The organism is Kitasatospora sp. NBC_00374, from assembly GCF_041434935.1.
Taxonomy (GTDB): Bacteria; Actinomycetota; Actinomycetes; order Streptomycetales; family Streptomycetaceae; genus Kitasatospora.
Window position 1 is genome coordinate 2,689,929 of sequence record NZ_CP107964.1, and the last position, 26,181, is coordinate 2,716,109.

The window sequence follows — 26,181 nt, forward strand, 5'->3', positions numbered from 1 at the left end:
GGGTCCGCGCTACGGACGAGTCACTTGCTGCAAACTCATTGAAACTTTCAGGAAACTTGCAGTGCGGTGAGAACATATGACCGCCCGATGGGTGCGTCAAGGCCGCCGTCGGCAACGGTTCGATGTCACCGGAAAATCGGCTGATACCTCCGTCGGGGTCACCGCGTCAGTAGGAGTGACGTCACCAGTACCAATCACTCGGGGGAGCACCGGATGGACGACGCGGAACTCGACTTCGAGGAGTTCGCGAGCACCCGGGCCCGTCGACTGTTTCATGTCGCGTACATGATGTGCGGTGACTGGCACCAGGCCCAGGACCTGGTGCAGACCACCCTCGCCAAGATGTTCTCCATCTGGGGGCGGCTGCGCCGGGGGCAGGACGAGCCGGGCCTCGACGCGTACGCCCGGAAGGTGCTGCTCCGGTACTACCTGTCGCACCGCCGGCTGCGGAAGTCGACCGAGATCGTGATCGCCGAGGTACCGGACTCCCCCGAGTCGGCGCTGAGCCCCGATCTGCGGGTCACCCTCACCGCCGCACTGCGGCTGCTGCCGCCGCGCAACCGCGCGGTGGTGGTCCTGCGGTACCTGGAGGACCGCAGCATCGAGGAGGTCGCCGACCTGCTCGGGATGTCCACCGGCTCCGTCAAGAGCCTCAACACCCGCTCCCTGGCCAAGTTGCGGGGCATTCTGGGCGGCGACCGCGAGCTGATGTTCCTCTCCTGAGCCGCCTCCCCTTCCCGCCACACCGCACCGTCTCCCCCGAAGAACCGAACGAGGAACCCGGCCATGGACCTTGAACGCGACAGCGACGTCGACCGCGATCTCGACGGCGACCTCTCCCGCCGCTTCCAGGAGAGTGTGGGTGAGCTCTGCGCTCCCCCGGTGGTGCTGATGGTCGCGCAGGCGACCGCCCAGGGACGCGCCCTGCGCCGTCGCCGGCGGCTGGCCGTGGCGGGGTCCGCCCTCGTGGCCGCCGCGCTGGTGGGCACGGTCGGGGTGGTGACCGTCCGGCAGGCCCGGGGCCCGGCGTTCGCCGCCGCGCCCGCCACCGCCGCACCGGTGACCGACGCCCCCGGCGACCCCGTCCCCGAGCCGCGGTCGGGCCCCGCCGCCGAGCCCGCCGCCACCGGTGCCGACGGCATGCTGGCCGTGCTCAGCTCGCTGCTGCCGAGCGGGGCGTACAGCAACTTCGCCCCGGGGGCGGGGATGCCGGCCTCCGGCGGAAGCTTCCGGGTCGACTTCAACGACGGCCCGGGGCCGACCACCCTCGTGGTCTCGCTGATCGACGCGGACGGCGAGAAGTTCGACTGCGCGCACCTGCCGGCGCTGCCCCGGGCGACGCCGGCCTCGCCGGACGACTGCACGCAGACCACCCTCGACAACGGTGACCACATGGTGGCCTACCAGGGCGCCGAGGCCGGGAGCGGCCTCGTCGGCCGGACGGTCGCGGTACGGCACGAGGGCGGCACCGTGGTACTCATCACCTCGATGAACGGCACCACGCACCCGGCCGACGGCCGCACCACGGCCCGCGGGACGCGGCCCGGACCGGCCCTGGCCGAGGACCGGCTCGCCGCGATGGCCGACGACGAGAACTGGCTGAAGGCACTGTCCCCGCAGCTGATCGCGGAGGGTGCGGCCTGGCGGCGCGCCTGGGGGTGACCCCGACGGCAGGCCCGGGCTGGCTCAGACCGCGTCCGGCCCGCGCTCGCCGGTCCTGACCCGGACGATCCCCTCCACCGGCACGGACCAGACCTTGCCGTCGCCGATCTTCCCGGTCCGGGCGGCGGCCACGATCGCCTCCATCACCGGCTCGGCGTCCTCGTCCTCGACCACCACCTCGATCCGCACCTTGGGCACCAGGTCGATCCGGTACTCGGCGCCGCGGTAGACCTCGGTGTGCCCGTGCTGGCGGCCGTACCCGCTGGCCTCGGTGACGGTCAGTCCGTGCACCCCGATCTCCTGCAGCGCGGTCTTGACCTCGTCCAGCTTGAACGGCTTGACGACGGCGGTGATCAGCTTCATGTCGCGGGAGTCCTGTCGGACGAGTGCGTGAGCACGGTGGCGTGGGCCCCGGTGGTGCCGTGGCCCAGGACGCCGTGATCGTACGCGGTCTCGGCGTGCACGGCGAGGTCGAGACCCGTCAGTTCGTGCTCGGGCGAGGCCCGGAAGCCCATCAGCCGGTCGATCGCCTTCCCGATGCCGTAGGTCATGGCGAACGCGTACGCGCCGACCGCCAGGACCGCGACCAGCTGCCGGCCGAGCTGGCCGAGGCCGCCGCCGTGCAGCAGGCCGGCCGCGCCGCCGGTCATGGTGGCGGTGGCGAACAGTCCGATCAGTACGGTGCCGATGACCCCGGCCACCAGGTGGACACCGACCACGTCCAGCGAGTCGTCGAAGCCGAAGCGGAACTTCCAGCTCACGGCGTACGAGCAGACCACACCCGCGGCCAGGCCGATCACCAGCGCGCCGAGCAGGTCCACGCTGCCGCAGGAGGGCGTGACGGCGACCAGGCCGGCCACCGCGCCGGAGGCCGCGCCGAGCGTGGTGGCGTGGCCGTCCCGGCGCTTCTCCACCAGCAGCCAGCCGAGCAGGCCGGTGCAGCCGGCCGCCTGGGTGTTGAGCAGTGCCGCCGCCGCGAGACCGTTGGCGCCCAGCGCCGAACCGGAGTTGAAGCCGAACCAGCCGAACCAGAGCAGGCCGGCGCCGAGCAGCACCAGCGGCAGGCTGTGCGGCCGCATCGCCTCCTTCCTGAAGCCCAGGCGCGGGCCGAGCACCAGGGCCAGGGCCAGGCCGCTCGCGCCGCAGTTCACCTCGACCACGGTGCCGCCGGCGAAGTCCAGCGCGCCCAGCCGGGTGAGGATCCAGCCGCCGGGGGCGAACACCCAGTGCGCGACCGGGACGTAGACCAGCAGCGTCCAGACGGCGGTGAAGGCCACCCAGGCGCCGAACCGGGCCCGGTCCGCGATGGCTCCGCTGATCAGCGCGGCGGTGATGATCGCGAAGGTGAGCTGGAAGGTGGCGAAGAGCAGGGTCGGCACATGGCCGGTGAGGCTGGTCGGGGTGATCCCGGTCATCCCGAGGTGCTCCAGGCCGCCGATCAGGCCCCAGCCGCCGGCGTCCGCCCCGAAGGCGAGCGAGTAGCCGGCCAGCAGCCAGACCACGGTGACCACGGCGATCGAGACGAAGCTCATCATGATCATGTTGAGCGTGCTCTTGCTGCGGACCATGCCGCCGTAGAAGAGCGCGAGGCCCGGGGTCATCAGCAGGACCAGGGCGGTGCTGGCCAGCAGCCAGGCGGTGTCGCCGGTGTCGAGACCGGACGAGGATTCGGCGAGCAGCATGCGGAACCTTCCCGTACGGCGCGGATCGCACCGTGGGTGGGGTTGTGCGCACGCCGATCCGGAGAGTTTCGCCGTACCGGGTTTCCTGTTGCGGACGACGGTGTTTCACCGGTGTTTCGTGTTGCGTCGAGGTTGCCGAAGGCTCACAGGCCGGCGCCGGCCGCCGCCGGACGGCCGAAGGGCCCGGCGGCCGAAGCCGCCGGGCCCTTCACCGCCCCGGGGTCAGGGTCAGTTGCTGGTGTTGATCGCGGTGTCGTCGATCACGAAGCTCGTCTGCAGCGAGGAGTCCTCGACGCCGTTGAACTTCACGGTCACCGACTGGCCCGCGTAGGAGGACAGGTCGACCGTCTTCTGGACGTACCCGGTGGCCTTGTTGAGGTTCGAGTACGAGGCGACCGTGGTGCCGTTGACCGTGACGGTCAGCTTGTCGTACGCGGTGGTGGTGGTGGTCTCCGCCGTGTCGATGTGCAGCCAGTAGCTGAGGGTGGCCTTGCAGCCCACCGGGATGGTCACCGTCTGCGCGGCGGAGTCCGTGTGGGCGGAGCCGTAGCCGTTCAGCCAGGCCTTCCAGGAGCCGGTGTGCGAGGCCTGCGAGGCGCTGTTGTCGACCACGCCGCTGGTGACGGTCCACGGCGCGGCGGTGCCGGTCTCGAAGCCCGCGTTGCCGAGCAGCTGCGCCGGGGTGCAGGTGCCGCCGGTGGTGTTGACCGTCCAGGTGAAGCTGGTGGTGCCGGTCTTGTTGGCGGTGTCCTTGGCGGTGACCGTCACGTTGGAGGTGCCCGCGGTGGTCACGGTGCCGGTGATCTTGCCGGTGGAGGCGTTGATCGACAGGCCGGCCGGCAGGCCGGTGGCCGTGTAGGTCAGCGCGCCGGTGCCGCCGGAGGCCGAGATCTGCAGGTTCACCGCGGAGTTGACCAGGGTGACCTGGTTGCCCGGGTTGGTGACCACGGGCGAGCTCGGCGGGGTCACGGTGCCGACGTTGACGGCGGCCCAGGCGGTGGCGACGGCCGTGTACTCGGCGCTGCCCGCGCCGTACAGGTCGGTCGCCGCGTTCAGGGTCGCGGTCCGCGCGGCGGCGTAGTTGGTGGTGGAGGTCATGTAGGTGGTCAGCGCGCGGTACCAGACCGCGGCCGCCTTGTCCCGGCCGATGCCGGTGACGGTGATGTTGTTGAGCGTCGGGCTGTTGTAGCTGACGCCGTTGATCACCTTCGCGCCGCTGCCCTCGGACAGCAGGTAGAAGAAGTGGTTGGCGACGCCGGACGAGTAGTGGACGTCCTTGTTGCCGACGGTCGAGGACCAGCTGTCGGCGGAGGCCCCGTCCTTCGACGGCTTGTCCATGTAACGGAGCGGCGTGCCGTCCCCGTTGATGTTGATGAGCTCGCCGATCAGGTAGTCGGGGTTGTCCGACGGGATGTTGGCGTAGAACTCGACCATGGTGCCGAAGATGTCCGAGGTGGCCTCGTTCAGGCCGCCGGACTCGCCGGAGTAGTTGAGGTTGGCCGTGGCGGCGGTGACGCCGTGGCTCATCTCGTGGCCGGCCACGTCCAGCTCGGTCAGCGGGGCGTTGTTGCCCGAGCCGTCACCGTAGGTCATGCAGAAGCAGCTGTCGTCCCAGAACGCGTTGACGTAGTTCTGGCCGTAGTGGACGCGGCTGTAGGCGCCGACACCGTCGTTGCGGATGCCGTTGCGGCCGAAGGTGTTCTTGTAGTAGTCCCAGGTCGCCGAGACGCCGAAGTGGGCGTCGACGGCGGCGGACTCCTTGTTGCTGGCCTGCCCGTTGCCCCAGGTGTCGGTCGACTTGGTGAAGAGGGTGCCGGCGCCGGACGTCCCGTTGTTCAGGTTGGTGGTGTACATCCCACCGCGGGTGTTGTCCTTCATCTGGTACGTCGAACCCGACAGCGTGGTGCCGATGGTGACGTTGCCGACGAAGACGCCCTGGCCGGTGCCGGTCTGCACGCCCTCGAACTTGTGGATGACGGTGCCGGTGCTCGCGTCGGTGACGACGTGCAGCTTGCTCGGCGTGCCGTCCGCCTCGGTGCTGGAGACCACGGTCTCCCAGGCCAGGCGCGGCGAGCCGTCGGCGGCCCAGACGACCAGGCGCGGGGCGGTCTGCAGGCTGGAGCCGGCCTCCGCGGCCAGCGCGGTGGCCTGCGCCTTCGGGGCGGCCAGCGCCGGGGTGGTGCCGACGCCGTTCAGCGAGGCCTCGGAGGCCCGGTCGACGCTCTTCACCGTGCCGGCGGAGGTCTGGTGCACCACCATGTCGCCGCCGAGCACCGGGAGTCCGCCGTAGGTGCGCTCGTAGCGGAAGTGCTGGCTGCCGTCGGCGTCGCGGAACGCGTCCTTGACGACCAGCTTCTCCTGGCTGCCGAGGCCGAGGGTCTGCGCCAGCGCGGCGCTCTGCTGGCCGGCGGCGGCGAGGGCGGCGGCCTGGCCGGCGGGCGCGACGGGGGACGGGGCGCTCGGCGCGGCCTGCGCGGCGACCACGGGGAAGCCGGTCACCAGCAGCGCGGTGGTGGCGGCGAGGGCGGCCAGACTCGTCCGGACATGGGTGTGACGGGACAATGCAGACTCCTTATCCGACCGTTCGCGGGGTCACGAGCGGTGGAGAGAACCTGGGCCGCGGGGTTGCGGCGCAGCGGGGGCCCTGCCGCTGGTGCGCGGCATGGGTGCGGTGCAATCAGGAGCGGGTACAGAGTGGAGCCGGTAGCGCTGAACCTGCGCTGGATCGGCTGCCCCCGGGGGGTGGGGCCCCCTCGCGTCTGCAGCCGGGGGAATCGTGGCAGCAAACGGACCGTGAATGACAGATGCATGCCACTGATTGGCCAATTAGCGTCAATGGCACCGCGCGGCCGGCCCGGTGCCACCGCCGAGCCTGCTGCACATGGATGTCATTGCGGCTCGGCAGCGATCGAGCTAGCGGGACCACTGCACGCGTAGACCGGCCGAACGACCGGTCGGCGTCAGGAGGACATAAGGGCCGGTACATGCCAAGTTTTTCCGGCCGCCATGGACGGTTTCCGGCCACCCGGCGTCACACGGTCCGAAACGCGCCCCAGGGGCCCCGCGACCGCGGAGCCCCTGGAGACGCCCGACTGATCGTCAGTTCTGTACGAACACCGCCACCGTCCGCCCGGGCACGGTGAAACCGCCGGTGGCCGGATCGAACCCTGCCTGCTTGACCACCGGGTCGGCCCCCTGGGCCTGCACCCGGTGCAGCGACTGCGCGGTGCCCGCCAGCGCGTCCACCGACTGCCGCTGAGCGGTCGGGGTCGCGTTGAACACCACGGTGATGCCCTTCTCGGCCCCCTTCAGCCCGGAGCCGTCCAGGTGCATGGTGATCACACCGGGCGTCTCGCCGGCGGTGCCGGAGAGCGGGAAGGACAGCCGCCGCTGGACCTCGGCGGCGCTGCTCAGGGCGAACAGCGGTGAGGACTGCCGGATCTGCAGGTACTGCCGGTAGAGCGCGCTGCTCGCCCCCGTCTCGTTGCAGCCGACGGTCAACCGGGGGTCGGCCAGCAGGGACTTGGCGGTGGGCCACATCGAGCGGTTGTCGGCCGCCATCGGCACACCGCGGCCCCAGCCGTTGCCCTGCCCGCAGTCCCAGTGGATCGCGTTGAACCAGTCACCCGAGTCGTAGGAGTTGGCGTCCAGCGACTTGGAGCGCAGCAGGTCGCTGCCGGCCTGGGCGAAGCCGGGCCCCTGCGTCAGGGCCGTCAGCGACAGACCGAGCGCCTGCATCCGGGCCCGGTCGGCGGGCGAGGTGGACTGCGGCAGCTTGTAGGCGAGGGCGTCGAAGAGGTCCGCGTTGTCGTGCGCGTCCAGGTACTCCACCGCCTCACCGGGCGCGGCGGCGTAGCCGGTCGGGGCGCCGTTGTAGTCGACCCCGGCACCGCTGACGGCCTTGCCCGAGCTGTCGGTGAAGGTGAATCCGGCCAGATTTCCGGTCAGCCCGACCTTGATCTGGTCCATCTGGTGCAGCAGCCGGGCCTTCTGCTGTTCGGGGGTGCCGTTGTCCGCCGAGCCGTTCGGGTCGGTGTACAGGCCGGAGGCGAAGCCCTGCTGCGGCGCGGAGGAGAGCTGGAAGTTGCCGCCCCGCCCGGCGTCGCGGACCCGGTCGTTGAAGGTGGCGATCCCGGTGCCGGCCATGTTGGCCTGGGTGGCCTGGACGAACCGGGCGTCGTTGGCGACGGTGCCGAAGTTCCAGCCCTCGCCGTACAGGAAGATGTCCTTGCCCTCGACGCCGTCCCGTTCCCGGGTCAGCCCGCGCAGCGCGGACTGCACGTCCAGCATGGTGGACTTCGGGTCGAGCCCCATCAGGTCGAAGCGGAACCCGTCGACCCGGTACTGCCGCGCCCAGGTCACCACCGAGTCGACCACCAGCTTGTTCATCATGGCGTGCTCGGGGGCGGTGTCCGCGCAGCAACTGTCCGTGGTCACCTGGCCGTTGTCGCCGAGCCGCTGGTAGTAGCCGGGCACCACGCGGTCGAGCACCGAGTGCTCGGCCTGCCCGGCGGCGGCGGTGTGGTTGTAGACCACGTCGAGCACCACCCGCAGCCCGGCCTCGTGCATCGCCTGGACCATCGCCCGGAACTGCACGGTCCGCGCGGTGCCGGTGGGGTCGGTGGCGTACGAGCCCTCGGGCACCGTGTAGTGCAGCGGGTCGTAGCCCCAGTTGTAGGCGTCGTCCGCCTGGACGGCCGCCACGCACTCCTGCTGCTTCTCGCCGTCGGCCGGCAGCGCGGCGAGGTCGCAGGCGGGCAGCTTCTGCTCGGCCCGGTTCTCCCGGATGGTGGCGATGTCGAAGGTGGGCAGCAGGTGGATGGTGGTGACGCCGGCCTTCGCCAGCTCGCGCAGGTGCTGCATGCCCGCCGAGGCGGACTCGGTGAAGGCCAGGTAGGTGCCGCGCTCCGGGGCCGGGACGCTGGTGTCGGCCACCGAGAAGTCGCGGACGTGCAGCTCCTGGATCTGCTGGCGGACGGCGGGGACGGCGGCCGGGGTGCGGTGCGCGTCCCAGCCGGCCGGCTTGTTCGCCCGGTCGCCGAGGTCGGTGACCAGGCTGCGCTTCGAGTCGGCCGACAGCGCGACCGAGTACGGGTCGGTGACGGTGTTGGTGACCAGCTGCTGCACGCTCGGCGCCCACACCTTGACCTGGAACAGGTAGTAGCGGCCGTCGAGTTCGCCCGCGTCCCGGGTCAGCGACCAGACCCCGCTGGCGTCGTCCCGGCGCAGCGGCACCGTTCTCGGGGTGCCGCCGGTGGCCCGGTCGAAGAGCTGGACGGAGACCTCGGTGGCGGTCGGCGCCCAGAGCGACAGGGTCACCCGGCGGCAGTCGCGGCGCAGCCAGTCGCCCTGGGTGCGGTTGCTGTAGACCGGCCCGAGCGCGGCCCCGGCGGCCTTGGCCGCGTACAGGTCGTCGAGCACGCCCGGGATCTGCACGCCGGTGGCGGCCAGGACGGCGCCGTTCGGCAGGTGCTCGGTGAAGAGCAGCTGACCGCGCAGCGCGGCGGTGACCCGTCCGGTGTCGCGCTGGTCGACGGTGAAGGCCCGGTAGCCCGCCAGGTGCGGGTACTTGGTCTTCTGGGCCGCGGTCAGGCCGGCCGCCGGGGTGAGCCGGATCCAGTGGCCGGGCTTGGTGAGCGCGCCCTTGTCGGCCTTGATCCCGCCCTCGGGGTCGTAGACCAGCTGGGCGCTGGTTCCGCCGGCCAGCGCGGCGTCGCCGGCGCCGTACCCGGCCGGGACCACCACGGTGCGGGCGTCGATCCACTGGGCCCGCGCGGAACCGAGGTCGAGCTGGGAGCTGCTGCCGGGGGCCTGCGGGAGGAGGTGGCCTTCCTGGCCTCCGATGATCCAGATCTCGCGGCCCGTGGTGGCGAGGTCGAGCGACTGGTCGGTGGGCAGGTCCTTGTCGTTGCCGTTGTGGATGATGTAGCTGAGGCTGGTGGCGCCGGCCGCGAGCGGCACCTCGAAGACGGCGCCGAACGCGTCCCGGCGGGCGGGCGGCAGCGGCTTGCCCCAGTCGGTCGGGGTGGCGGCGCCGGTCCAGTCGTGCAGGCCCCAGCCGTCGTAGGCGCCGTCGGCCCGGTGGTAGTGGATGACGGCGGTGCCGGCCGGGACGGGGACGGCCGGGTCGGGGTTGGCGGTGCGGACGGCGGGGTCGCCCTCCTTGAGCCAGACCTCCCCGGTGCTGCCGAGCTCGATGTGGCGGTCGGTGTCGACGTCCTTGGCGCCGTCCTTCTCCACGATGAAGCCGAGGTCGGCGGCGCCGTTCTTGAGCTTCACGTAGGCGAAGGCGCCGTAGGCGTCCCGGCCGACGAAGGGGTGGCCGGCCGGCCACGGGGTGGACTCGCCGTCGGCGAGGTCGCCCCAGGCGTAGAGGTTCCAGCCGTCGTAGTCGTTGTTCTTGCGCTGGTAGTGCACCACCGCGTACGGGCGTGAGCTCGCCGTGGGCACCGGCTTGGGCGCGGGGGTGCCGGTGGTGAAGCTGCCGGTCGCGGAGCGCAGGTGTCCGGCCGAGTCGCGGACCACGGCCTTGTAGCGGACCACCGTGCCCGGCGCGACCGCGCCGAGGTCCTGGGTGACCCGCCAGTCGCCGTTGTCGGCGGTGCCGAGGGTGCGCCAGGGGCCGTTGCCGATCTGCGCGGCGAAGCTCACCCGGTCGAACCCGCCGCCGGCCACCTCGGCACCGACGGTGACCGTGCCGCTGGAGCCGTCGGCCGGGGGCCGCACGGTCAGCGCCGGGGCGGCGGCCGGGGCGGCGAGCCGGCCGGCGGCCTCCAGCACCACGGAGGAGAGCGGCGGCACGGTGACGGTGATCTTCTTGTCGGCGCCGGTGGTCAGCCGCTCCCCGGCAGCGGGGTAGAGCCGGTCGAAGGCCAGGCCGGCCGAGTAGGTGGCCAGCGTGACGGTCTTCGCCTCGGCGGCGTTGTTGACCGCGACCAGGTACTCGACCTGCTCGGCGGCGTCGATCCGGGAGAAGGCGTACACCCCGGGCCCGTCGGCGGCGTAGCGCTCGATCTGGGCGCCGTCGGCCAGTGCCGGGTGGTCCTTGCGGAGCTTGGCGAGGGCGGATATGCCCTGGTAGAGCGGGCCGCTGCGGCCGTAGCGGTCGGCGGAGCCGGCGGCGCCGCCGATCACCGGGTCGCTGTTGTAGGACGGGGTCCTGGAGGCGAACATGTCCTGCCGGGCGTCCTTGTCGCCGCCCGCGCCGGTGAAGCCCTGCTCGTCGCCGTAGTAGACGACCGGCTGGCCGCGGGTGAGGAACTGGAGCTCGTTCGCCAGCCGGTCCTTCGCCAGCAGCTGCTCGGGGCTCGCGGAGGGGTTGTCGGCGCGCAGGAAGGAGCCGATCCGGCCCATGTCGTGGTTGCCGAGGAAGGTCGGCAGCTCGTACGCGTCGGTGTCGGCGGTGGTGTAGCGGTAGTCCTGGCCGTAGACCGAGGCCAGGGCCTTGGCCGAGCCGTTCTGCGAGGTGAACGAGCGGGCCGCCTCCTGGAACGGGAAGTCCAGGGTGGCCTGCAGCCGGCCCTTGGTGACGTACGGCGAGGTGACGGCCGGGTCGCCGGAGTAGACCTCGCCGAACATGAAGAACCGCCGGTTGCCCTGCTCGGCCGCGTACTTCTTGAGCGCCGGCGCCCACTGCTGCCAGAAGGCGAGGTCGACGTGCTTGACCGTGTCGATCCGGAAGCCGTCCACGCCGGTCTCCCGGACCCACTGCTCGTAGACCTTCTTGAAGCCCTCGACCACCCGCGGGTTCTGGGTGTCGAGGTCGTCGAGGCCGGAGAAGTCGCCCTCGGTGGCGGACTCGCCGGCGAAGGTCGAGTTGCCGCGGTTGTGGTAGAGCGCGGGGTCGTTCAGCCAGGACGGGGTCTTGGCGGTGGCGTCGGCCTTGGTGCGCAGCACCGGGCTGTACGGGAAGGAGTCGGCCGTGATCGCGGGCCACTTCGCGCCCGCGTCGGCGAGGGCGGTCTCGTCGACCGGGTTGCCGTCGGCGTCCAGGGTCGGGTAGGCGCCGGTGGAGCGGTAGCCGGAGGCCTGCTCGCGGTTGTCGAGGACGTCGGCGGTGTGGTTGGTGATGACGTCGAAGAAGACCTTGATGCCCTTGCCGTGCGCCTTCGCGATCAGCTCCTTGAGCTGGGCGTTGGTGCCGAAGTGCGGGTCGACCTGGGTGAAGTCGGTGATCCAGTAGCCGTGGTAGCCGGCCGACGCGTCGGCTCCGCTGCCCTGTACCGGCTTGTTCTTGAAGATCGGTGCCAGCCAGATCGCGGTGGTGCCGAGGTCCTGGATGTAGTCGAGCCGGTCGATCAGGCCCTTGAGGTCACCGCCGTGGTAGAAGCCCTTGTCGGCGGGGTCGAACCCGTTGTCCAGCCGGCCGCCGGTGATACCGCCGGCGTCGTTGGCGGTCGAGCCGTTGGCGAAACGGTCCGGCAGGACGAAGTAGAACTGCTCCCTGGTCAGGTCGTGCCGGCCCGCCGTGGCCGCGAGCGCGGCGTCGGACGGCGGTGCGGGCGCGCCGGCGGCGGCGACCGGGGCCGCGCCGAGCGTGACGGCGATCAGGGATGCGGCGAGCAGTACGGCGGCTCGGCCGGGACTGCGGTAGGGCGTCGTGCTCCGGGGCGGGCGGGGCTGGACTTCGGCCACGGCTGGCTCTCCCTCGATGCGGCTCGTCGTCGATGAGTGGCCGGACCGTAGCGCGCTGAAATATGTTTCAGCAAGATGCAGAAAATGTTGCAAGCAGGGTCTTGACCGAACCGTTGTGCAGACCGCAGAGTCGGTACCGAGCGCGCCCGCCGGACACCTGACCCCCGGCGGGCACCCTCACTCCGGCCAAAGCCCAGGTCAAAAACGTCCACCCCGGTTCGACCGCCCGTTACCCGCGAGCAACAATGGTCGATATGCGCCCCTACACCTCTCCTTCCCCTACCCCTGCAGGGGGACAGTCGGTGAAGAATCCCCGACCACAGGATGAGCAGGCGGCCACGAGACGTCTGGCAGACTTCTCCCCCATGGGGGAATCGACCGAGATCCATGCAGCCGGCGCCGACCGCGCCGCCGCGGCGCCCACCGGCGGTTCCGTTCCCGTCGCCGCCCGACCGGGCCGGCCGGCGGACGGAGCCACCCGCGTCGCCCAGTCACCGACCGCCGCCCTGCGCGGCCGGGTCCGGGAGCAGCGCCGGCGGCCCGCCCGCCCGCGGCTGTGGTTCGAGCTCGCCCTGATCGGCATCAGCTACTGGCTCTACTCGCTGGTCCGCAACGCCGTCCCCGAGCAGGCGTCGATCGCCCAGCGCCACGCGACCTGGATATGGGACTTCGAGCGCGCCCTGGGCGTAGCCGTGGAGCGCTCGGTGAACCACGCGATCGACTCGGTCGGCTGGCTGATCGTGGGGATGAACTACTACTACGCGACCCTGCACTTCATCGTGACCATCGGTGTGCTGGTCTGGCTCTACCGCAGCCACCCCGGACGCTACGCGGCGACCCGCACCGTCCTGTTCGTCACCACCGGCATCGCCCTGGTCGGCTTCTACTTCTTCCCGCTCGCCCCACCCCGGCTGATGACCGGCGGGAACTTCGTCGACACCGTGGCCGCACACCACACCTGGGGCTCGATGGCCTCCGGCCCGGCCGCCCACGTGTCCAACCAGTACGCGGCGATGCCCTCGATGCACATCGGGTGGTCGCTCTGGTGCGGACTGACGATCTTCTTCCTGGCCCGCCCGCTCTGGGTCCGGATCCTCGGCCTGGTCTATCCGGCCGCCACCCTGGTGGTCATCGTCTCCACCGCCAACCACTTCTGGATGGACGCCGTCGGCGGCGCCCTCTGCCTGGGCGTCGGCTTCCTGGCCGCCCGGGCCGTCTACCACGTCTGGGCCTACCAGCTGCCGAAGGTGACCGTCGCCGTCCCGGACGGCGACGAGGTCACCGTCCCCGAACAGTGGACGGCCGAGGTCGGCGCCGGCCGGTCCTGACCCCGCACGACACCCCGATGCCCCGCCCGGACCGGCTGCCGGCGGGGCACCGCCGTCTCACGGCCCGTAGAACAGCCGCTCCACCACCGCGCGGGCCCGGCGGGTGGTGCGCCGGTAGTCGTCCACCAGCTCCCCGCTGTGTCCGGCGCCGTAGCCGAGGTAGCGGGCCACCCCGGACAGCTCGCGGGCGTCGCCGGGGAAGGAGTCCCCGGCCCGGCCGCGCACCAGCATCACCGCGCTGCGCACCCGGGAGGCCAGCAGCCAGGCGGCGTCCAGCACGGCGGCGTCCTCGGCCCCGATCAGGCCGGCCTCGGCCGCCGCGGCCAGTGCCTGCCTGGTCCGGGTGGTCCGCAGCGCGGGGACGGCGTGGCCGTGCTGCAGCTGGAGCAGCTGCACCGTCCATTCGACGTCGGCCAGACCACCGCGTCCGATCTTGGTGTGGGTGGTCGGGTCGGCGCCGCGCGGCAGCCGCTCGGACTCGATCCTGGCCTTGATCCGCCGGATCTCCAGCAGATCCCGCTCGGGCACCCCGTGGCCGGGGTAGCGCAGCGGATCGATCAGCGCCCGGAACCGCTCCCCCAGGTCTGCGTCGCCCGCCACCGGCTCGGCCCGGAGCAGCGCCTGGCTCTCCCACACGTGCGACCAGCGCCGGTAGTAGGCCGCGTACGAGGCCAGCGTCCGCACCAGCGGTCCCTGCCGGCCCTCGGGGCGCAGATCGGCGTCGACCAGCAGCGGGGGCTCGGTCGAGGGGGCGGCCAGCAGGGAGCGCAGTTCGTTGCAGACGGCCCGGGCGGCCCGGGCCGCGTCCTCCTCCAGCATCCCGAGCAGCGGCTCGTGGACCAGCAGGACGTCGGCGTCGGAACCGTAGCCGAGCTCGTGGCCGCCGAAGCGGCCCATCGCGATCACCGCGAGCCGGGTCGGCAGTTCGCCGTTGTCCGCCTCCCAGCCCGCGACGCAGGCCCGCAGGGCGCCCTGCAGGGTCGCGGCGTTGAGCGCGGTGAGGGCCTCGCCGGCGGCGTCCAGGGCGCTCGACTCGTCCGGACCGAGGCGGCCGAGCAGGTCGGCCGCGGAGGTGCGGAACAGTTCGCGCCGGCGGACGGCGCGGGCGGCGGCCACCCCGGCGGCGGCCGTCGGGGCCCGGCCGACGGCGGCCAGGATCTCCTGTTCCAGCGCGGCCCGGCCGCGCGGGACCAGGCCCTGCGGGTCGCCGAGCATGGCGACCGCCTCGGGGGCGCGCAGCAGCAGGTCGGGGGCGAGCCGGCCGGCCGAGAGCACCCGGGCGAGCTGCTCGGCGGCGGCGCCCTCGTCGCGCAGCAGCCGCAGGTACCAGGGGGTGCGGCCGAGCGCGTCGGAGACCTGGCGGAAGTTGAGCAGCCCGGCGTCGGGGTCGGCGGAGTCGGCGAACCACCCGAGCATGACCGGCAGCAGGGTCCGCTGGATGGCCGCCTTGCGGCTGACCCCGGAGGCCAGCGCGGTCAGGTGGCGCAGCGCGGCGGCGGGGTCGGCGTAGCCGAGCGCCTCCAGCCGGGCCCTGGCCCCCTCGGGGGTGAGCGCCGCGTGGCCGAGCCCGGCCGCGCCGGTCGGCAGCTCGGCCACCGCGTCCAGCAGCGGGCGGTAGAACAGCCGCTCGTGCAGCCGCCGCACCTCGACCGCGTGCCGCTTCCACTCCCGGTCCAGGGCGGCGACCGGGTCGGCCCGGGTGTCGTCCTGGATCCCGGCGGCGAGCGAGCGGGCGAGCCGCCGCAGGTCGGCCGGGTCCTTGGGCACCAGGTGGGTACGGCGCAGCCGGTACAGCTGGATCCGGTGCTCCAGTGCGCGCAGGAAGCGGTACGCGGCGTCCAGCGAGGCCGCGTCCGCCCGGCCGACGTAGCCGCCGGCGCTGAGGGCGGCCAGTGCCGCCAGGGTGTTGCCGCTGCGCAGCGACGGGTCGGTACGGCCGTGCACCAGCTGGAGCAGCTGGACGGCGAACTCCACGTCGCGCAGACCGCCCGGGCCCAGCTTGAGCTGTCGGCCCACCTCGGTCGCGGGGATCGCGTCGACCACCCGGCGGCGCATCTGCTGGACGTCGGTGACGAAGTTGTCCCGGGCCGCGGCCTGCCAGACCAGCGGGGCGATCGCCTCGGCGTACGCGGCGCCCAGCTCGGGGTCGCCAGCCACCGGGCGGGCCTTGAGCAGGGCCTGGAACTCCCAGGTCTTGGCCCAGCGCTGGTAGTAGGCGAGGTGGCTGGCCAGGGTGCGCACCAGCGGGCCGTTGCGGCCCTCGGGGCGGAGGTTGGCGTCGACCGGCCAGATGGTGCCCTCGCCCGTGGTGTCCGAGCACAGCCGCATGGCGCGGGCCGCCAGCCGGGTGGCCGCCCGGGTGGCCTGCTGCTCCTCGACGCCCTCGCGCGGCTCGGCGACGAAGATCACGTCGACGTCGGAGACGTAGTTGAGCTCCCGGCCGCCGCACTTGCCCATGCCGATCACGGCGAGCCGACAGGCCGCGGCGGCCTCCTCGTCCTCCTGTGCGGCGATGTCCAGGGCGGCCTGCAGGGTGGCACCGGCCAGGTCGGCCAGCTCGGCGGCGGTCTGCGGCAGGTCGGTCGTGCCGCTCAGGTCGCGGGCGGCGATGGCGAGCAGACAGCGGCGGTAGGCGGCGCGCAGGGCGTCGGCCCGCCCGGCGGGCGCGGCGGCCCGGACCCGGGTGGACAGCTCCCGCTGGAACTCGGCCTGTCCGGGGTGCATGTCGCGCTGCTCGAAGGTGACCAGCGCGTGCCAGTCCCGGGGGTGGCGGGCCAGGTGGTCGCCGAGCGCGGCGGAGGCGCCGAGTACCCCGAGCAGCCGGTCGCGCAGCGGCTTGGAGGTGGTGAGGGTGTCCCGCAGGGTGTGCCGCTCGGACTCGTCCAGGGCTTCCAGCAGATGGGCCAGCCCGCGCAGGGCCAGGTCCGGGTCGGCGACGGCGCCGAGCGCGTCGAGCAGCACCGGGTCGGCGGCCAGGCCGTGCAGGGCCGGCCCGGCGAGCAGCCGCAGGGCCTGCTCCGGGTCGGTGAAACCCCGGCGGACCAGCCTGATCTCCGGCCGGCTGATACGGTTTCCGGCCCGTTCCTCCACTGCCATGGCCCCTCCGGTGCGGTGGTCGGCCCGAACGAGCTGCGCGGGCCTACGAACCTACGAAGCTACGAGCCTACGATCGCCGGGCCGCGGCCCGCTCCCCCGCACGGGACCCGCGGCCGCCACCCGACGGCCGCGCCTTCGACCCTGCCACGTCCAACCCTGCCACTTCCCGCGGTCGAACACCCGTGTCCGGTACGAGCTGCCCCGGGCCGCTCACCCGACCCGCTCAACGCAGCTCGGCCGGCGGCGTCCGCCCGGCGTCCACCGGCTCCTCGCGCACCAGGCTGCCCCAGACCGCCATCCGGTAGAGCGAGGTGTAGACCGGCGTACACGTGGTCAGCGTGATGTAGCGGCCGGGCGCGTGGTACGGGGACCCGGTCGGCACCGGCGCGATCACCCCCGTGTCGTACTGCGAGGTCTGCGGGAGGGTGCCGTCGACGCGGTAGACGTACCACTTGTCCCGGGTCTCGACCACCAGGGCGTCGCCGGGTCCGACCAGGTCCAGGTCGTGGAACTTCGCGCCGTGCCCGTCCCGGTGCGCGGCGAGCGCGAAGTTGCCCTCCTCGTCCCACGGCATCGCCGCCTCGTACGGCTCGGTGTACACCCCCGCCACCCCCTCGGCGAGCGTCCCCTCGTCCGTCCCCATCCTGATCAGCACCTGGTAGCCCTTGCCCAGCGCGGGCACGTGCAGGAAGCCGACGCCGTCGCCGGCGGCATACCCGGGTGACGGCGGGGTCGCCGAGCCGTCCGGCGGCAGCGGCACCGGCCCTGGCGTCGGCGTCGGCGTCGTCGACCAGGCCTCGCGCAGCCGGCCACCGGCCTGGTCCGCCCGGCGGTCCGCGACCACGTCCGTCCACCAGAGCGAGTAGACGGCGAACAGCGCCAGGAGCACCCCCAGGGTGACCAGCAGCTCCCCCATCCCCTGGACGGCCACCAGCACCGCCCGGCGCCGGCGTCGACGCTGCGTCACCATGGGCTTCCCTCCTGCACAGACGGACACGGGCGGAGCCCCTCACTCCACCGCGCGCTCACACTGCGTGCAATTCGACACGCCCTGGGGCGCCCGAAGGCGCGCGGCGGGCGGGCGGTCGCGGATTCGGGTGACGGCGTTCGGCCATCAGGAGGTGTCATCCGTCCCCCGAATCGGTGACCCGGCGGCGTCGCTCAATCACTTACCGTACGAACTGCCATAAACAGAGGATCCGTTTTACCGATCATCTGGGAGAGTCATGCAAACCCGTGCAGCCGGTCTCGTCCTCTCCGGACTGACCTCATTCGCGCTCGTCTGGGGCGCCAACAGCACCTCGTACGCCGCCACCTTCCCCGACCAGACCACGAGCATCGACGCGGTGGCCGCAGCCACCCACGGGGGACCGTGGGTGAACGACCTCCTCCAGCGCGCGAACGAGGGTGCCGGTCCGGCCGGCCACTCCTGGTTCCAGGGCGCCACCGTGCCGGACCCGCGTTCGGTGCCGGCGACCAAGGACGAGGTCGGGCCGGAGGCCGCGGCGGCGCCCGAGGCGCAGGCCGCTGCGGCGCCCGAGGCGGAGCTCGGCGCCGAGGAGTGGGTCGAGGAGTCGGACCCGGCGTTCTGGGAGGACGGCTCGGAGGACTCCGAGGACGAGGAGGACGCCCTGCGGTCCCACGGCGTCAAGCCCAAGCACTGCCCCCCGAAGACCCACCAGCCGCCCAAGCACGGGGGACACGGCCACAAGCCGCCCACCCACGGGGACCACCCCGGCCACAAGCCGCCCACCCACGATGACCACGGGGACAAGCCGCCCACGCACGGCGACCACGGGGAGCACGGCGACAAGCCCCCGACCCACCAGCCGCCGAAGGAGCAGCCCCCCACCCACCAGCCGCCGCAGCACCAGCCCCCGAAGCACGACGAGCACGGCAGCAAGCCCGGCAAGGACCATGACCAGGCCCAGCAGCAGGAGCAGGAGCAGGAGCAGCTCCAGGCCCAGGGCCAGTTCCAGAACGTCGTGCTGACGGTGGTCCAGCAGAACAACCAGAACGTGCAGAACTCCAACCACGTCCTGGCGTCCAACGATGCCTACCACGCGAAGCCCGCCAAGTCCTCCTACCCGGCCAAGTCCTCCTCCCACAGCAAGGGCTCGTACGGCTCGTCGCACGCCGAGAAGGGGAAGCTGGCACACACCGGTACCAGCCAGATCCCGCTCGTCCTCGGCGCTTCCGGGCTGCTCGTGGCCGGCGGCGCGCTGCTGCGGTTCCGCCACACCCGCCGGTCCTGACCGGTTCCGGCCCACCGGGCGTCCCGGGGCCGCATCACGTCGGTCTGCCCGACCCTCAGGGGTCGGGCAGGCCGATGCGGCGTTCCGGGCCTCGCGGCGGAGCGTCAGCCCGCGGGGCCGAGGTAGTCGGGCAGGCCGACCCGGTCGATTCCGTCGAGGACCACGGGAAGGGTCGAGGCGACGAGCGCACCGCCGACGGCGCCCAGCGCGGCCGCCCCCGGGATCTCCTCCCGAGGGATGCGGTTCTGCGCCACCGTGCCGCCGAGCACCGCGTACGCGCCGAGCACCGCGCCGAGCATCACCCGCGAACGGGGGGCCTCGCCATCGGCCCGCTCCACGACGCCGGCGATCGCCACCGCGAGGGCGCCGGCGCCGGGACGTTCCCTGATCCTCTTCGCCTGTGCGGTGACGTCGAGGTCGGCGAAGGCGAGGCGGCCGAGCTCGCGCAGGTCGTCCACCTCGTCCGAACCGACACCCGCGGCCGCCAGCCGCAGGAGGTGGTAGTGGAGCCTGCGCTGCCCGACGTCGTCGAAGATCCGGCGCCGCCCGGAGTCGAACAGCTCGCCCGCCTCGCGGGACAGATCATCGGCACTGCTGCTGGTCACGTCGCCGCCCTTCCTCGGGTGCTCGGACCCGCCGGACCACGTCAGCGCAGTCCCTGTCCGCCCCTGTCATTGGACCCCCCGACAGCCCGTCTGTCCCCTCGGCCTGCACCGATCGGGCGACCGCCGGAACGGCGATCGGTCGAGTGTCATCGGCTCAACCAGGGCGCTTCTTTGCTCGTCCGGCCCTTCGCCTCGGCTGGGCCACCGATCACGGCACTGACGGCCCACAGACGGCCCAGGAGCGATGAGAAGCCCCGGGGTCGACGGATACCTTCCGTCGACCCCGAGGGCTTTTTTCTGCTCAGACCAGCCCTGACCTGCGGTTACAGCACCTGCAGGTTCTTGCGCAGCTCGAACGGGGTGACCTCGGAGCGGTACTCCTCCCACTCCTGGCGCTTGTTGCGCAGGAAGAAGTCGAAGACGTGCTCGCCGAGAGTCTCGGCGACCAGCTCGCTGCGCTGCATCAGGTCGATGGCCTCGCCCAGGTTCTGCGGCATCGGCTGGATGCCGAGGGCGCGGCGCTCGGCGTCGCTGAGCGCCCAGACGTCGTCGTCCGCGCCCGGGGGCAGTTCGAGCCCGTCCTCGATGCCCTTGAGGCCGGAGGCCAGGACCACGGCGTAGGCCAGGTACGGGTTGCAGCCGGTGTCCAGCGAGCGGACCTCGACCCGGGTGGAGCCCTGCTTGCCCGGCTTGTACATCGGGACGCGGATCAGCGCCGAGCGGTTGTTGTGGCCCCAGCAGACGTACGAGGGGGCCTCGCCGCCGGCGCCCGCGGTGCGCTGCGAGCCGCCCCAGATCCGCTTGTAGGAGTTGACCCACTGGTTGGTGACGGCGGCGGTCTCGGCGGCGTACTTGAGCAGGCCGGCGATGAACGAGCGGCCGACCTTGGAGAGTTGGTACTCCGCGCCGGACTCGTGGAAGGCGTTGCGGTCACCCTCGAACAGTGAGAGGTGGGTGTGCATGCCCGAGCCGGGGAAGTTGGAGAACGGCTTCGGCATGAAGCTGGCGTGCACGCCCTGCTCCAGCGCGACCTCCTTCATGACCAGGCGGAAGGTCATGATGTTGTCGGCGGTGGAGAGCGCGTCCGCGTAACGCAGGTCGATCTCCTGCTGGCCGGGGGCGCCCTCGTGGTGGGAGAACTCCACCGAGATGCCCATCGACTCCAGCATGGTGATCGCCTGGCGGCGGAAGTCGTGGCCGACACCGCGCGGGGTGTGGTCGAAGTAGCCGGACTGGTCGGCCGGGATCGGCGCGGTGCCGTCGCCAGGGAGGTTCTTCAGCAGGAAGAACTCGATCTCCGGGTGGGTGTAGAAGGTGAAGCCCTGCGCCGAGGCCTTCTCCAGCGTCCGCTTGAGCACGAACCGCGGGTCTGCGTAGGAGGGCGAGCCGTCCGGCATCATGATGTCGCAGAACATCCGCGCGGTGCCCGGGGTCTCGGAGCGCCACGGCAGTATCTGGAAGGTGGTCGGGTCCGGCTTGGCGATCATGTCGGACTCGTAGACCCGGGCGAAGCCCTCGATCGCCGAGCCGTCGAAGCCGATGCCTTCCTCGAAGGCCTGCTCCAGCTCCGCCGGAGCGACCGCGACCGACTTCAGGAACCCGAGTACATCGGTGAACCACAGCCGGACAAAACGGATGTCACGCTCTTCGAGCGTACGAAGCACGAACTCCTGCTGCTTGCCCATGGGGACAGTCTCACCTCTGCTCTTTACGCCCGTGTTACGCCCGGAACCGGCCCGCGTGGCGACTGGTCCCATCATGTCGGATCTCCGCCCGGATGCCGACACCGAGTTTCGCCGACCTGCCCCGGCCCCGGCCGGAGGTGCCGGTCACCGCACACGCGAGGCGCCGCCAACCGCACACGCGACGCGCCGGTGACCGCGCACGCGGAATGCCGGTGCCGCGGCGGACCGGGGTGCCGCGGGCGGGGCGGACGGAGGCCGGAACCGGGGGCCGGGCGAGACATAGCGTCAGATAGACGATTACACTCTGGGGCATGCCCAATCTCCGTCTCGCCCTGTGCCAGACCGACCCCTGGGTCGGCGACCTCGCCCACAACAGCGACGAGGTGGTGCGCTGGACCAGGCAGGCCGCCGAGGCCGGTGCCCGGCTGGTCGCCTTCCCCGAGATGGCTCTCACGGGGTACCCCGTCGAGGACCTCGCCCTGCGTAGCTCGTTCGTGGAGGCCTCCCGGACGGCGCTGGTCGAGCTGGCCGCCCGGCTGGCCGCCAAGGGGCTGGGCGAGGTGCCGGTGGTGGTCGGCTACCTCGGCCGCTCGGACCACGCCTCGGCGAAGCTGGGCCGCCCGGCCGGCGAGCCGCAGAACTGCGCGGCGGTGCTGCACCGCGGCGAGGTGGTCAACCGTTTCGCCAAGCACCACCTGCCCAACTACGGCGTCTTCGACGAGTACCGCTACTTCGTTCCCGGCGACCAGCTCTCCGTGCTCCGCCTGCACGGCGTGGACGTCGCGCTGGCGATCTGCGAGGACATCTGGCAGGACGGCGGCCGCGTCACCGCCGCCCGCGAGGCCGGGGCCGGCCTGCTGCTGGTCATCAACGGGTCGCCGTACGAGCGCGACAAGGACGACGCCCGGCTGGCGCTGGTGCGGCGCCGGGCCGCCGAGGCGGGCTGCACGCTGGCCTACCTGAACATGGTCGGCGCCCAGGACGAGCTGGTCTTCGACGGCGACTCGCTGGTCGTCTCCGCCGACGGCGAGGTGCTCACCCGCGCCCCGCAGTTCGAGGAACGGCTGGTGCTGGTCGACCTGGAGCTTCCCGCGGCCGCCGCCGACCACGCCGACGGCCTGCTGCTCGGCGACGGCCTGCACCTGGTCCGCACCGACCTGGGCGGCGAGCCGCTGCCCGCCCCCGCCGTGGGGGCACCCCCGGCCGGAGGCTGGGGGACGGTCGGGGCCGAGGTCGCGCCTCGGGTCGAGGACGAGGCGGAGATCTACGCCGCCCTGGTCACCGGAACCCGGGCGTACGTACGCAAGAACGGTTTCGCCTCGGTGCTGATCGGCCTCTCCGGCGGTATCGACTCGGCGCTGGTCGCGGCGATCGCGGTGGACGCCCTCGGCGCGGAGAACGTGCACTGCGTCTCGATGCCCAGCCGGTACTCCTCGCAGCACTCCCGGGACGACGCCGCCGAGCTGGCCGAGCGCACCGGCCTGCACTTTCGCACCGTCTCGATCGCCCCGATGTTCGACGCCTACATGGACTCGCTCGGCCTCACCGGGCTGGCCGAGGAGAACCTGCAGTCCCGGCTGCGCGGCACCCTGCTGATGGCGATCTCCAACCAGGAGGGGCACATCGTGCTCGCGCCCGGCAACAAGAGCGAGCTCGCGGTGGGCTACTCGACGCTGTACGGCGACTCGGTCGGCGCGTACGGACCGATCAAGGACGTCTACAAGTCGCTGATCTTCCGGCTGGCCCGCTGGCGCAACGAGGAGGCCGGGCGGCGCGGCGAGGTGCCGCCGATCCCGGAGAACACCATCGTCAAGCCGCCGTCCGCCGAGCTGCGGCCGGACCAGAAGGACACCGACTCGCTGCCGGACTACGACCTGCTGGACACCGTGCTCGACCTGTACGTGGAGGGCGACCAGGGTCGGGACGCGATCGTGGCGGCCGGCTTCGACGCCGCGGTGGTCGACCGGATCGTGCGACTGGTCGACACGGCCGAGTACAAGCGCCGCCAGTACCCGCCGGGCCCGAAGATCTCCGCGAAGGGCTTCGGCCGCGACCGCCGACTGCCCATCACCAACCGCTGGCGCCGCGGCTGACGCTCCGCCGGCTCTTCACCAAGTCGCCACCAGCCCCGTCCCGGACGCCCTTACCACGCCCGGGTCGGGGCTTTGACATTCGTACTAAAATCGCTTGAGTAGTGACGCATTGTCACGCGGAGTGATGACGGGGGGTCATCTTGGCGATCGAGCTACCGGGTGAACTGATCTGGGTCATGGACCTGCTCGGCCTGAACTGGCCCGAGGTCAACGAGGACAGCGTGCGGGAGTACGCCGACCACGTCCGACAGTTCGCCACCAACATCGACGGCACGCACGCGGCGGCCACCGCCACCATCCGGGCCATGGCCGACGCCTACCAGGCCTCCTCCTACCAGCAGTTGGCCGACACCTGGACGCGGATGTCCGCGGACCACATGGACGACCTGGTCCAGGTCTGCAACGCGAGCGCGATCGCGCTGGAGGTCGCGGCGGACGTGATCATCGCCGCCAAGCTCGCGGTCATCACCCAACTCGGCATCATGGCAGCCGAACTGGCGGCCGCCGCGGCCACCGCGGTGGTCACCCTGGGCGCCTCCGCCGCGGCCGAGGCCGCCCTGGCGGAGGTCCAGCGACGGATCGTCAAGGAGATCATCCAGGAGGCCGAGGACCAGGTGATCGGCATGCTGGTGGAGCGGGCGGTCGCCCCGCTGGAGGAGGCCGTCACCCGGGCGCTGACCGGCCTGGTCTTCAAGGGCGTCCAGGCCGCGGTCGGAGCTGCCGCCGGCGGCGGTGGCGGGGCCGGCGAGGGGTTCCAGATCGACCCCGAGCGGATGCTCGCCCACGCGGCCGAGCTCCAGCGGCACGCCGAGGACGTCGTCGGCCACGCCCAGACCTTCGCCGGCGCGACCTCGGGGGTGTCGTTCAGTTGAGCCACCCGATAGCCAAGGCCCTGGAGGACGCCGCCCAGCGGGTCGGCAGGACCATCAGCAAGGACGCGGCCAAGGCCGTCTCCGAGATGTACGAACAGGCCGGTCACGGCGCCAAGAAGGTCGTCCAGAACCTCAAGGACGCGGACGACGCCCACGCCAAGCAGATCCTCGCGCTGGCCGAGAAGATCGCCAAGAACGACGGCATGACCGGCAAGGGCGCTCGCAAACGCATGGTCCGCCAGCACGACGCCCGCACCCGGATCGCCGGCCACCTCGGCGTCAGGGGCGACTACGACGCGGAGATGGTGATCGACTCCTCGAAGTACCCGGAGTCGGCGCAGCACATCCAGGAGGCCCAGAACGGCACCATCTGGCGCGGCGGGCGTTCCAGGACCGGCCCGGCGAAGCCCTCCGTCCTGACGATCGACCGCGGCAACGCGGACGCCAACCGGGCGGAGTCGCTGCGGGGCATCCCCACCGCCCCGCCGAAGGACCGGGACGAGTACCCGCCCGCGATGTTCCAGGAGGGCGGCAAGGGCGCGAGCGTCAAGTACATCTCCGACTCGGACAACCGCGGCTCCGGCTCGGCGATGGGCAGCGCGTTGCACGGCTTGCCACACAATGCTCGGGTGAGGATACGAATTCGGTGAGGGCAAGGGGTGACACGGCGTGAACGTGGCTGAGCAGCTGATCTCACAGGCACGGCAGGGAGCGTTCCGGGAAGCGCTGCCGCGTCTGCTCGCACTCGCGACGGACCCTCACGCCGATACGGATCCGGCCTGGGAGGCCGGGGCGGCCGCCATCCAGCTCCTGTTCTGGCACGACCGGTTCGCCGAGGCCGCCGAGCTCGCCGAATCGCTGATCGCCCGGCAGGGGCCGCTCGGCGGCGAGCTGTGCGATCAGGACATCCCGTTCGACGACTCGTTCCTGGCCGCCCAGCTGCACGTCGGTGTCCCGGCGGAGCCCCGGCTGCGCGCCGCGGCCGAGCTCGTCCCGGCCGACCGGGTGCTGGGCGAGGCACTGCGCTGGCGGGCGGACGAGGTTCCCGCCGGACCGCTCGACCGGCTGCTCCCGAGCTGGGGCGGCTGGGGCGAGCCCGTCGGGCCCGTCGAGGGCGTGATCGGCCGCCAGTTCCTGGAGCGCGACTTCGGGACCCTGGCCGTCCGTGAGCAGCGGGTCGCCTGGGAGGCCGTGAAGACGACCAACGACTTCCCCCGGGGCCGCGCCCTGGTGGAGGAGTCGGGCGCGCTCCCCGAGCAGTACGAGATCTGTCTCTGGCTGGCCGGCTGGTACGCCACCGAGGGCGAGACCGAGGCCGGTGAGAGAATGCTGCTGGCCGCGCACGAGCGCTGGTGGCCGTACGCGTCGTGGGACGCCATCCCCGACTCGATGGTCCTGCAGCCCACCCTGCGGCTGGTCGTCACCGACCGGGTGCGCGAGCACTATCTGACGCGGCCGATCGGCCCCGAAGCGAGGAGTGACCGGAAATGACCCAGAGTGCCCTTGAGCAGCTTCTCGGCCGCGCCCGGGGTCCGATGGGGCCCTCGGCGGAGCTGGACTTCGGCGTGGCGGGCGGCCCGCTGGCCGAACTGGGCGCGATGGTCTCCCGGGTCAACGGGTTCTTCCTGTTCAACGCCGGTGTGCAGGTCTTCCGGGCGGGCGAGGAGGGCCTCGGGCCCGATCTGCTCGGCTGGAACGAGGAGAACACCTGGAAGGACACCTACGACGGCCTGGCGGACGGGCTGTTCTGCTTCGGTCAGGACATCTTCGGGAACCAGTTCGCGATCATGGACGGCGCCGAGGTGGTCGTCTTCGACCCGGAGACCGCGGAGGTCGAGGTGCTCGGCACCAGTCTGGAGGAATGGGCGCAGTGGCTGCTGGCGGACCCGGAGGTCAACGCCGCCGCCAACTTCGCCTACGCGTTCCAGCAGCAGAACGGCGCGCTGGAGCCGGACCAGCGGCTCGTCCCGCTGCAGTTCTTCGTGGCCGGCGGCGGCTACGAGTTCGACAACTTCGCCGTCCGGGACGCGGTGACCGCGATGCGGATCCGCGGCCCGATCGCCCAGCAGGTGTACAACCTGCCGGACGGGGCGTCGATCGACCTCAGCGCCGGCTGAGCGGACCGAGACCGCGTAATACACATCAGCTGATTCGTAGTCGGCTGAAATTCACCCTGGCCAATGACCGGCTCCACTGCCAGGCTTACCGGCACGTGTCCGGACACCGAGGCCATCTGACGCGTCGTCGGAGCGGCGGGGGCCACCGATGA

Annotated in this window: 17 protein-coding genes; 9 read left to right on the top strand and 8 right to left on the bottom strand. The window is 72.1% G+C overall.

Annotated features, from left to right (window positions below):
* The first annotated feature begins 213 nt into the window (after positions 1–213).
* Both OG871_RS12040 and OG871_RS12045 read left to right on the top strand, forming a co-directional pair.
* A complete protein-coding gene (locus OG871_RS12040) occupies positions 214–723 on the top strand; it encodes a SigE family RNA polymerase sigma factor (RefSeq protein WP_371496730.1) in 510 nt (169 codons plus the stop codon).
* Positions 724–786: 63 nt separating this feature from the next.
* Positions 787–1,662 (top strand): hypothetical protein, encoded by an 876-nt coding sequence (locus OG871_RS12045; RefSeq protein ID WP_371496731.1) that lies wholly within the window; start codon positions 787–789, stop codon positions 1,660–1,662.
* 24 nt (positions 1,663–1,686) lie between these two features.
* On the opposite strand, the gene OG871_RS12050 is transcribed toward OG871_RS12045, so the two are convergent.
* The 4 genes from OG871_RS12050 to pulA form a co-directional block, all read right to left on the bottom strand.
* Complete coding sequence (locus OG871_RS12050) at positions 1,687–2,025, bottom strand: P-II family nitrogen regulator (protein WP_371496732.1); 339 nt, start codon at positions 2,023–2,025, stop codon at positions 1,687–1,689.
* Complete coding sequence (locus tag OG871_RS12055; RefSeq protein WP_371496733.1) at positions 2,022–3,344, bottom strand: ammonium transporter; 1,323 nt, start codon at positions 3,342–3,344, stop codon at positions 2,022–2,024. The genes OG871_RS12050 and OG871_RS12055 overlap by 4 nt, the downstream gene beginning before the upstream one ends.
* A gap of 228 nt (positions 3,345–3,572) precedes the next feature.
* A complete protein-coding gene (locus tag OG871_RS12060) occupies positions 3,573–5,906 on the bottom strand; it encodes a M4 family metallopeptidase (protein ID WP_371496734.1) in 2,334 nt (777 codons plus the stop codon).
* Positions 5,907–6,443: 537 nt separating this feature from the next.
* Positions 6,444–11,978, bottom strand: a complete 5,535-nt coding sequence (gene pulA / locus OG871_RS12065; RefSeq protein WP_371496735.1) for a pullulanase-type alpha-1,6-glucosidase — start codon at positions 11,976–11,978, stop codon at positions 6,444–6,446.
* A 365-nt stretch (positions 11,979–12,343) separates the two neighbouring features.
* Between pulA and OG871_RS12070 the strand changes: the two genes are divergently transcribed.
* Positions 12,344–13,306, top strand: a complete 963-nt coding sequence (locus OG871_RS12070; protein WP_371496736.1) for a phosphatase PAP2 family protein — start codon at positions 12,344–12,346, stop codon at positions 13,304–13,306.
* Between the two features lie 57 nt (positions 13,307–13,363).
* Here OG871_RS12070 and OG871_RS12075 read toward each other — a convergent pair whose 3' ends face one another.
* Positions 13,364–16,402 (bottom strand): bifunctional [glutamine synthetase] adenylyltransferase/[glutamine synthetase]-adenylyl-L-tyrosine phosphorylase, encoded by a 3,039-nt coding sequence (locus tag OG871_RS12075; RefSeq protein WP_371496737.1) that lies wholly within the window; start codon positions 16,400–16,402, stop codon positions 13,364–13,366.
* A 223-nt stretch (positions 16,403–16,625) separates the two neighbouring features.
* The gene (locus OG871_RS12080) at positions 16,626–17,372 is read right to left on the bottom strand and encodes a class E sortase (RefSeq protein WP_371496738.1); all 747 of its coding nucleotides are present in this window, start codon (positions 17,370–17,372) and stop codon (positions 16,626–16,628) included.
* Between the two features lie 256 nt (positions 17,373–17,628).
* Between OG871_RS12080 and OG871_RS12085 the strand changes: the two genes are divergently transcribed.
* Positions 17,629–18,657 (top strand): hypothetical protein, encoded by a 1,029-nt coding sequence (locus tag OG871_RS12085; protein ID WP_371496739.1) that lies wholly within the window; start codon positions 17,629–17,631, stop codon positions 18,655–18,657.
* A 104-nt stretch (positions 18,658–18,761) separates the two neighbouring features.
* Here the strand turns inward: OG871_RS12085 and OG871_RS12090 are convergent, their stop codons facing one another.
* Together OG871_RS12090 and OG871_RS12095 are read right to left on the bottom strand one after the other, a co-directional pair.
* A complete protein-coding gene (locus tag OG871_RS12090) occupies positions 18,762–19,262 on the bottom strand; it encodes a hypothetical protein (protein ID WP_371496740.1) in 501 nt (166 codons plus the stop codon).
* A 323-nt stretch (positions 19,263–19,585) separates the two neighbouring features.
* A complete protein-coding gene (locus OG871_RS12095) occupies positions 19,586–20,947 on the bottom strand; it encodes a glutamine synthetase family protein (RefSeq protein ID WP_363640399.1) in 1,362 nt (453 codons plus the stop codon).
* A 311-nt stretch (positions 20,948–21,258) separates the two neighbouring features.
* Between OG871_RS12095 and OG871_RS12100 the strand changes: the two genes are divergently transcribed.
* The 5 genes from OG871_RS12100 to OG871_RS12120 all read left to right on the top strand — a co-directional run bounded on the left by OG871_RS12100 (position 21,259) and on the right by OG871_RS12120 (position 26,029).
* Positions 21,259–23,040: an NAD+ synthase gene (locus tag OG871_RS12100; RefSeq protein WP_371496741.1), complete on the top strand. Its 1,782-nt coding sequence runs from the start codon at positions 21,259–21,261 to the stop codon at positions 23,038–23,040.
* A gap of 140 nt (positions 23,041–23,180) precedes the next feature.
* On the top strand, positions 23,181–23,912 hold the full coding sequence (locus OG871_RS12105) for a hypothetical protein (protein WP_371496742.1): 732 nt from the start codon (positions 23,181–23,183) through the stop codon (positions 23,910–23,912).
* Entirely contained in the window at positions 23,909–24,562 is a 654-nt protein-coding gene (locus tag OG871_RS12110) for a hypothetical protein (protein ID WP_371496743.1), read from the top strand. Before OG871_RS12105 ends, OG871_RS12110 begins: the two co-directional genes overlap by 4 nt.
* Positions 24,563–24,581: 19 nt before the next feature.
* Positions 24,582–25,403 carry a hypothetical protein gene (locus OG871_RS12115; RefSeq protein ID WP_371496744.1) on the top strand — a complete coding sequence of 274 codons (822 nt, stop codon included), beginning with the start codon at positions 24,582–24,584 and terminating at the stop codon, positions 25,401–25,403.
* Complete coding sequence (locus OG871_RS12120; RefSeq protein WP_371496745.1) at positions 25,400–26,029, top strand: SMI1/KNR4 family protein; 630 nt, start codon at positions 25,400–25,402, stop codon at positions 26,027–26,029. The genes OG871_RS12115 and OG871_RS12120 overlap by 4 nt, the downstream gene beginning before the upstream one ends.
* Positions 26,030–26,181 lie beyond the last annotated feature (152 nt).

What these genes read in the sequence shown, in the direction of transcription:
- OG871_RS12055 (WP_371496733.1), bottom strand. Translation starts at nt 3,344, where the DNA reads ATGCTGCTCGCCGAATCCTCGTCCGGTCTCGACACCGGCGACACCGCC.
- OG871_RS12045 (WP_371496731.1), top strand. Translation starts at nt 787, where the DNA reads ATGGACCTTGAACGCGACAGCGACGTCGACCGCGATCTCGACGGCGAC.
- OG871_RS12040 (WP_371496730.1), top strand. Translation starts at nt 214, where the DNA reads ATGGACGACGCGGAACTCGACTTCGAGGAGTTCGCGAGCACCCGGGCC.
- OG871_RS12120 (WP_371496745.1), top strand. Translation starts at nt 25,400, where the DNA reads ATGACCCAGAGTGCCCTTGAGCAGCTTCTCGGCCGCGCCCGGGGTCCG.
- OG871_RS12095 (WP_363640399.1), bottom strand. Translation starts at nt 20,947, where the DNA reads ATGGGCAAGCAGCAGGAGTTCGTGCTTCGTACGCTCGAAGAGCGTGAC.
- OG871_RS12100 (WP_371496741.1), top strand. Translation starts at nt 21,259, where the DNA reads ATGCCCAATCTCCGTCTCGCCCTGTGCCAGACCGACCCCTGGGTCGGC.
- OG871_RS12080 (WP_371496738.1), bottom strand. Translation starts at nt 17,372, where the DNA reads ATGGTGACGCAGCGTCGACGCCGGCGCCGGGCGGTGCTGGTGGCCGTC.
- OG871_RS12085 (WP_371496739.1), top strand. Translation starts at nt 17,629, where the DNA reads ATGCAAACCCGTGCAGCCGGTCTCGTCCTCTCCGGACTGACCTCATTC.
- OG871_RS12070 (WP_371496736.1), top strand. Translation starts at nt 12,344, where the DNA reads ATGGGGGAATCGACCGAGATCCATGCAGCCGGCGCCGACCGCGCCGCC.
- OG871_RS12050 (WP_371496732.1), bottom strand. Translation starts at nt 2,025, where the DNA reads ATGAAGCTGATCACCGCCGTCGTCAAGCCGTTCAAGCTGGACGAGGTC.
- OG871_RS12075 (WP_371496737.1), bottom strand. Translation starts at nt 16,402, where the DNA reads ATGGCAGTGGAGGAACGGGCCGGAAACCGTATCAGCCGGCCGGAGATC.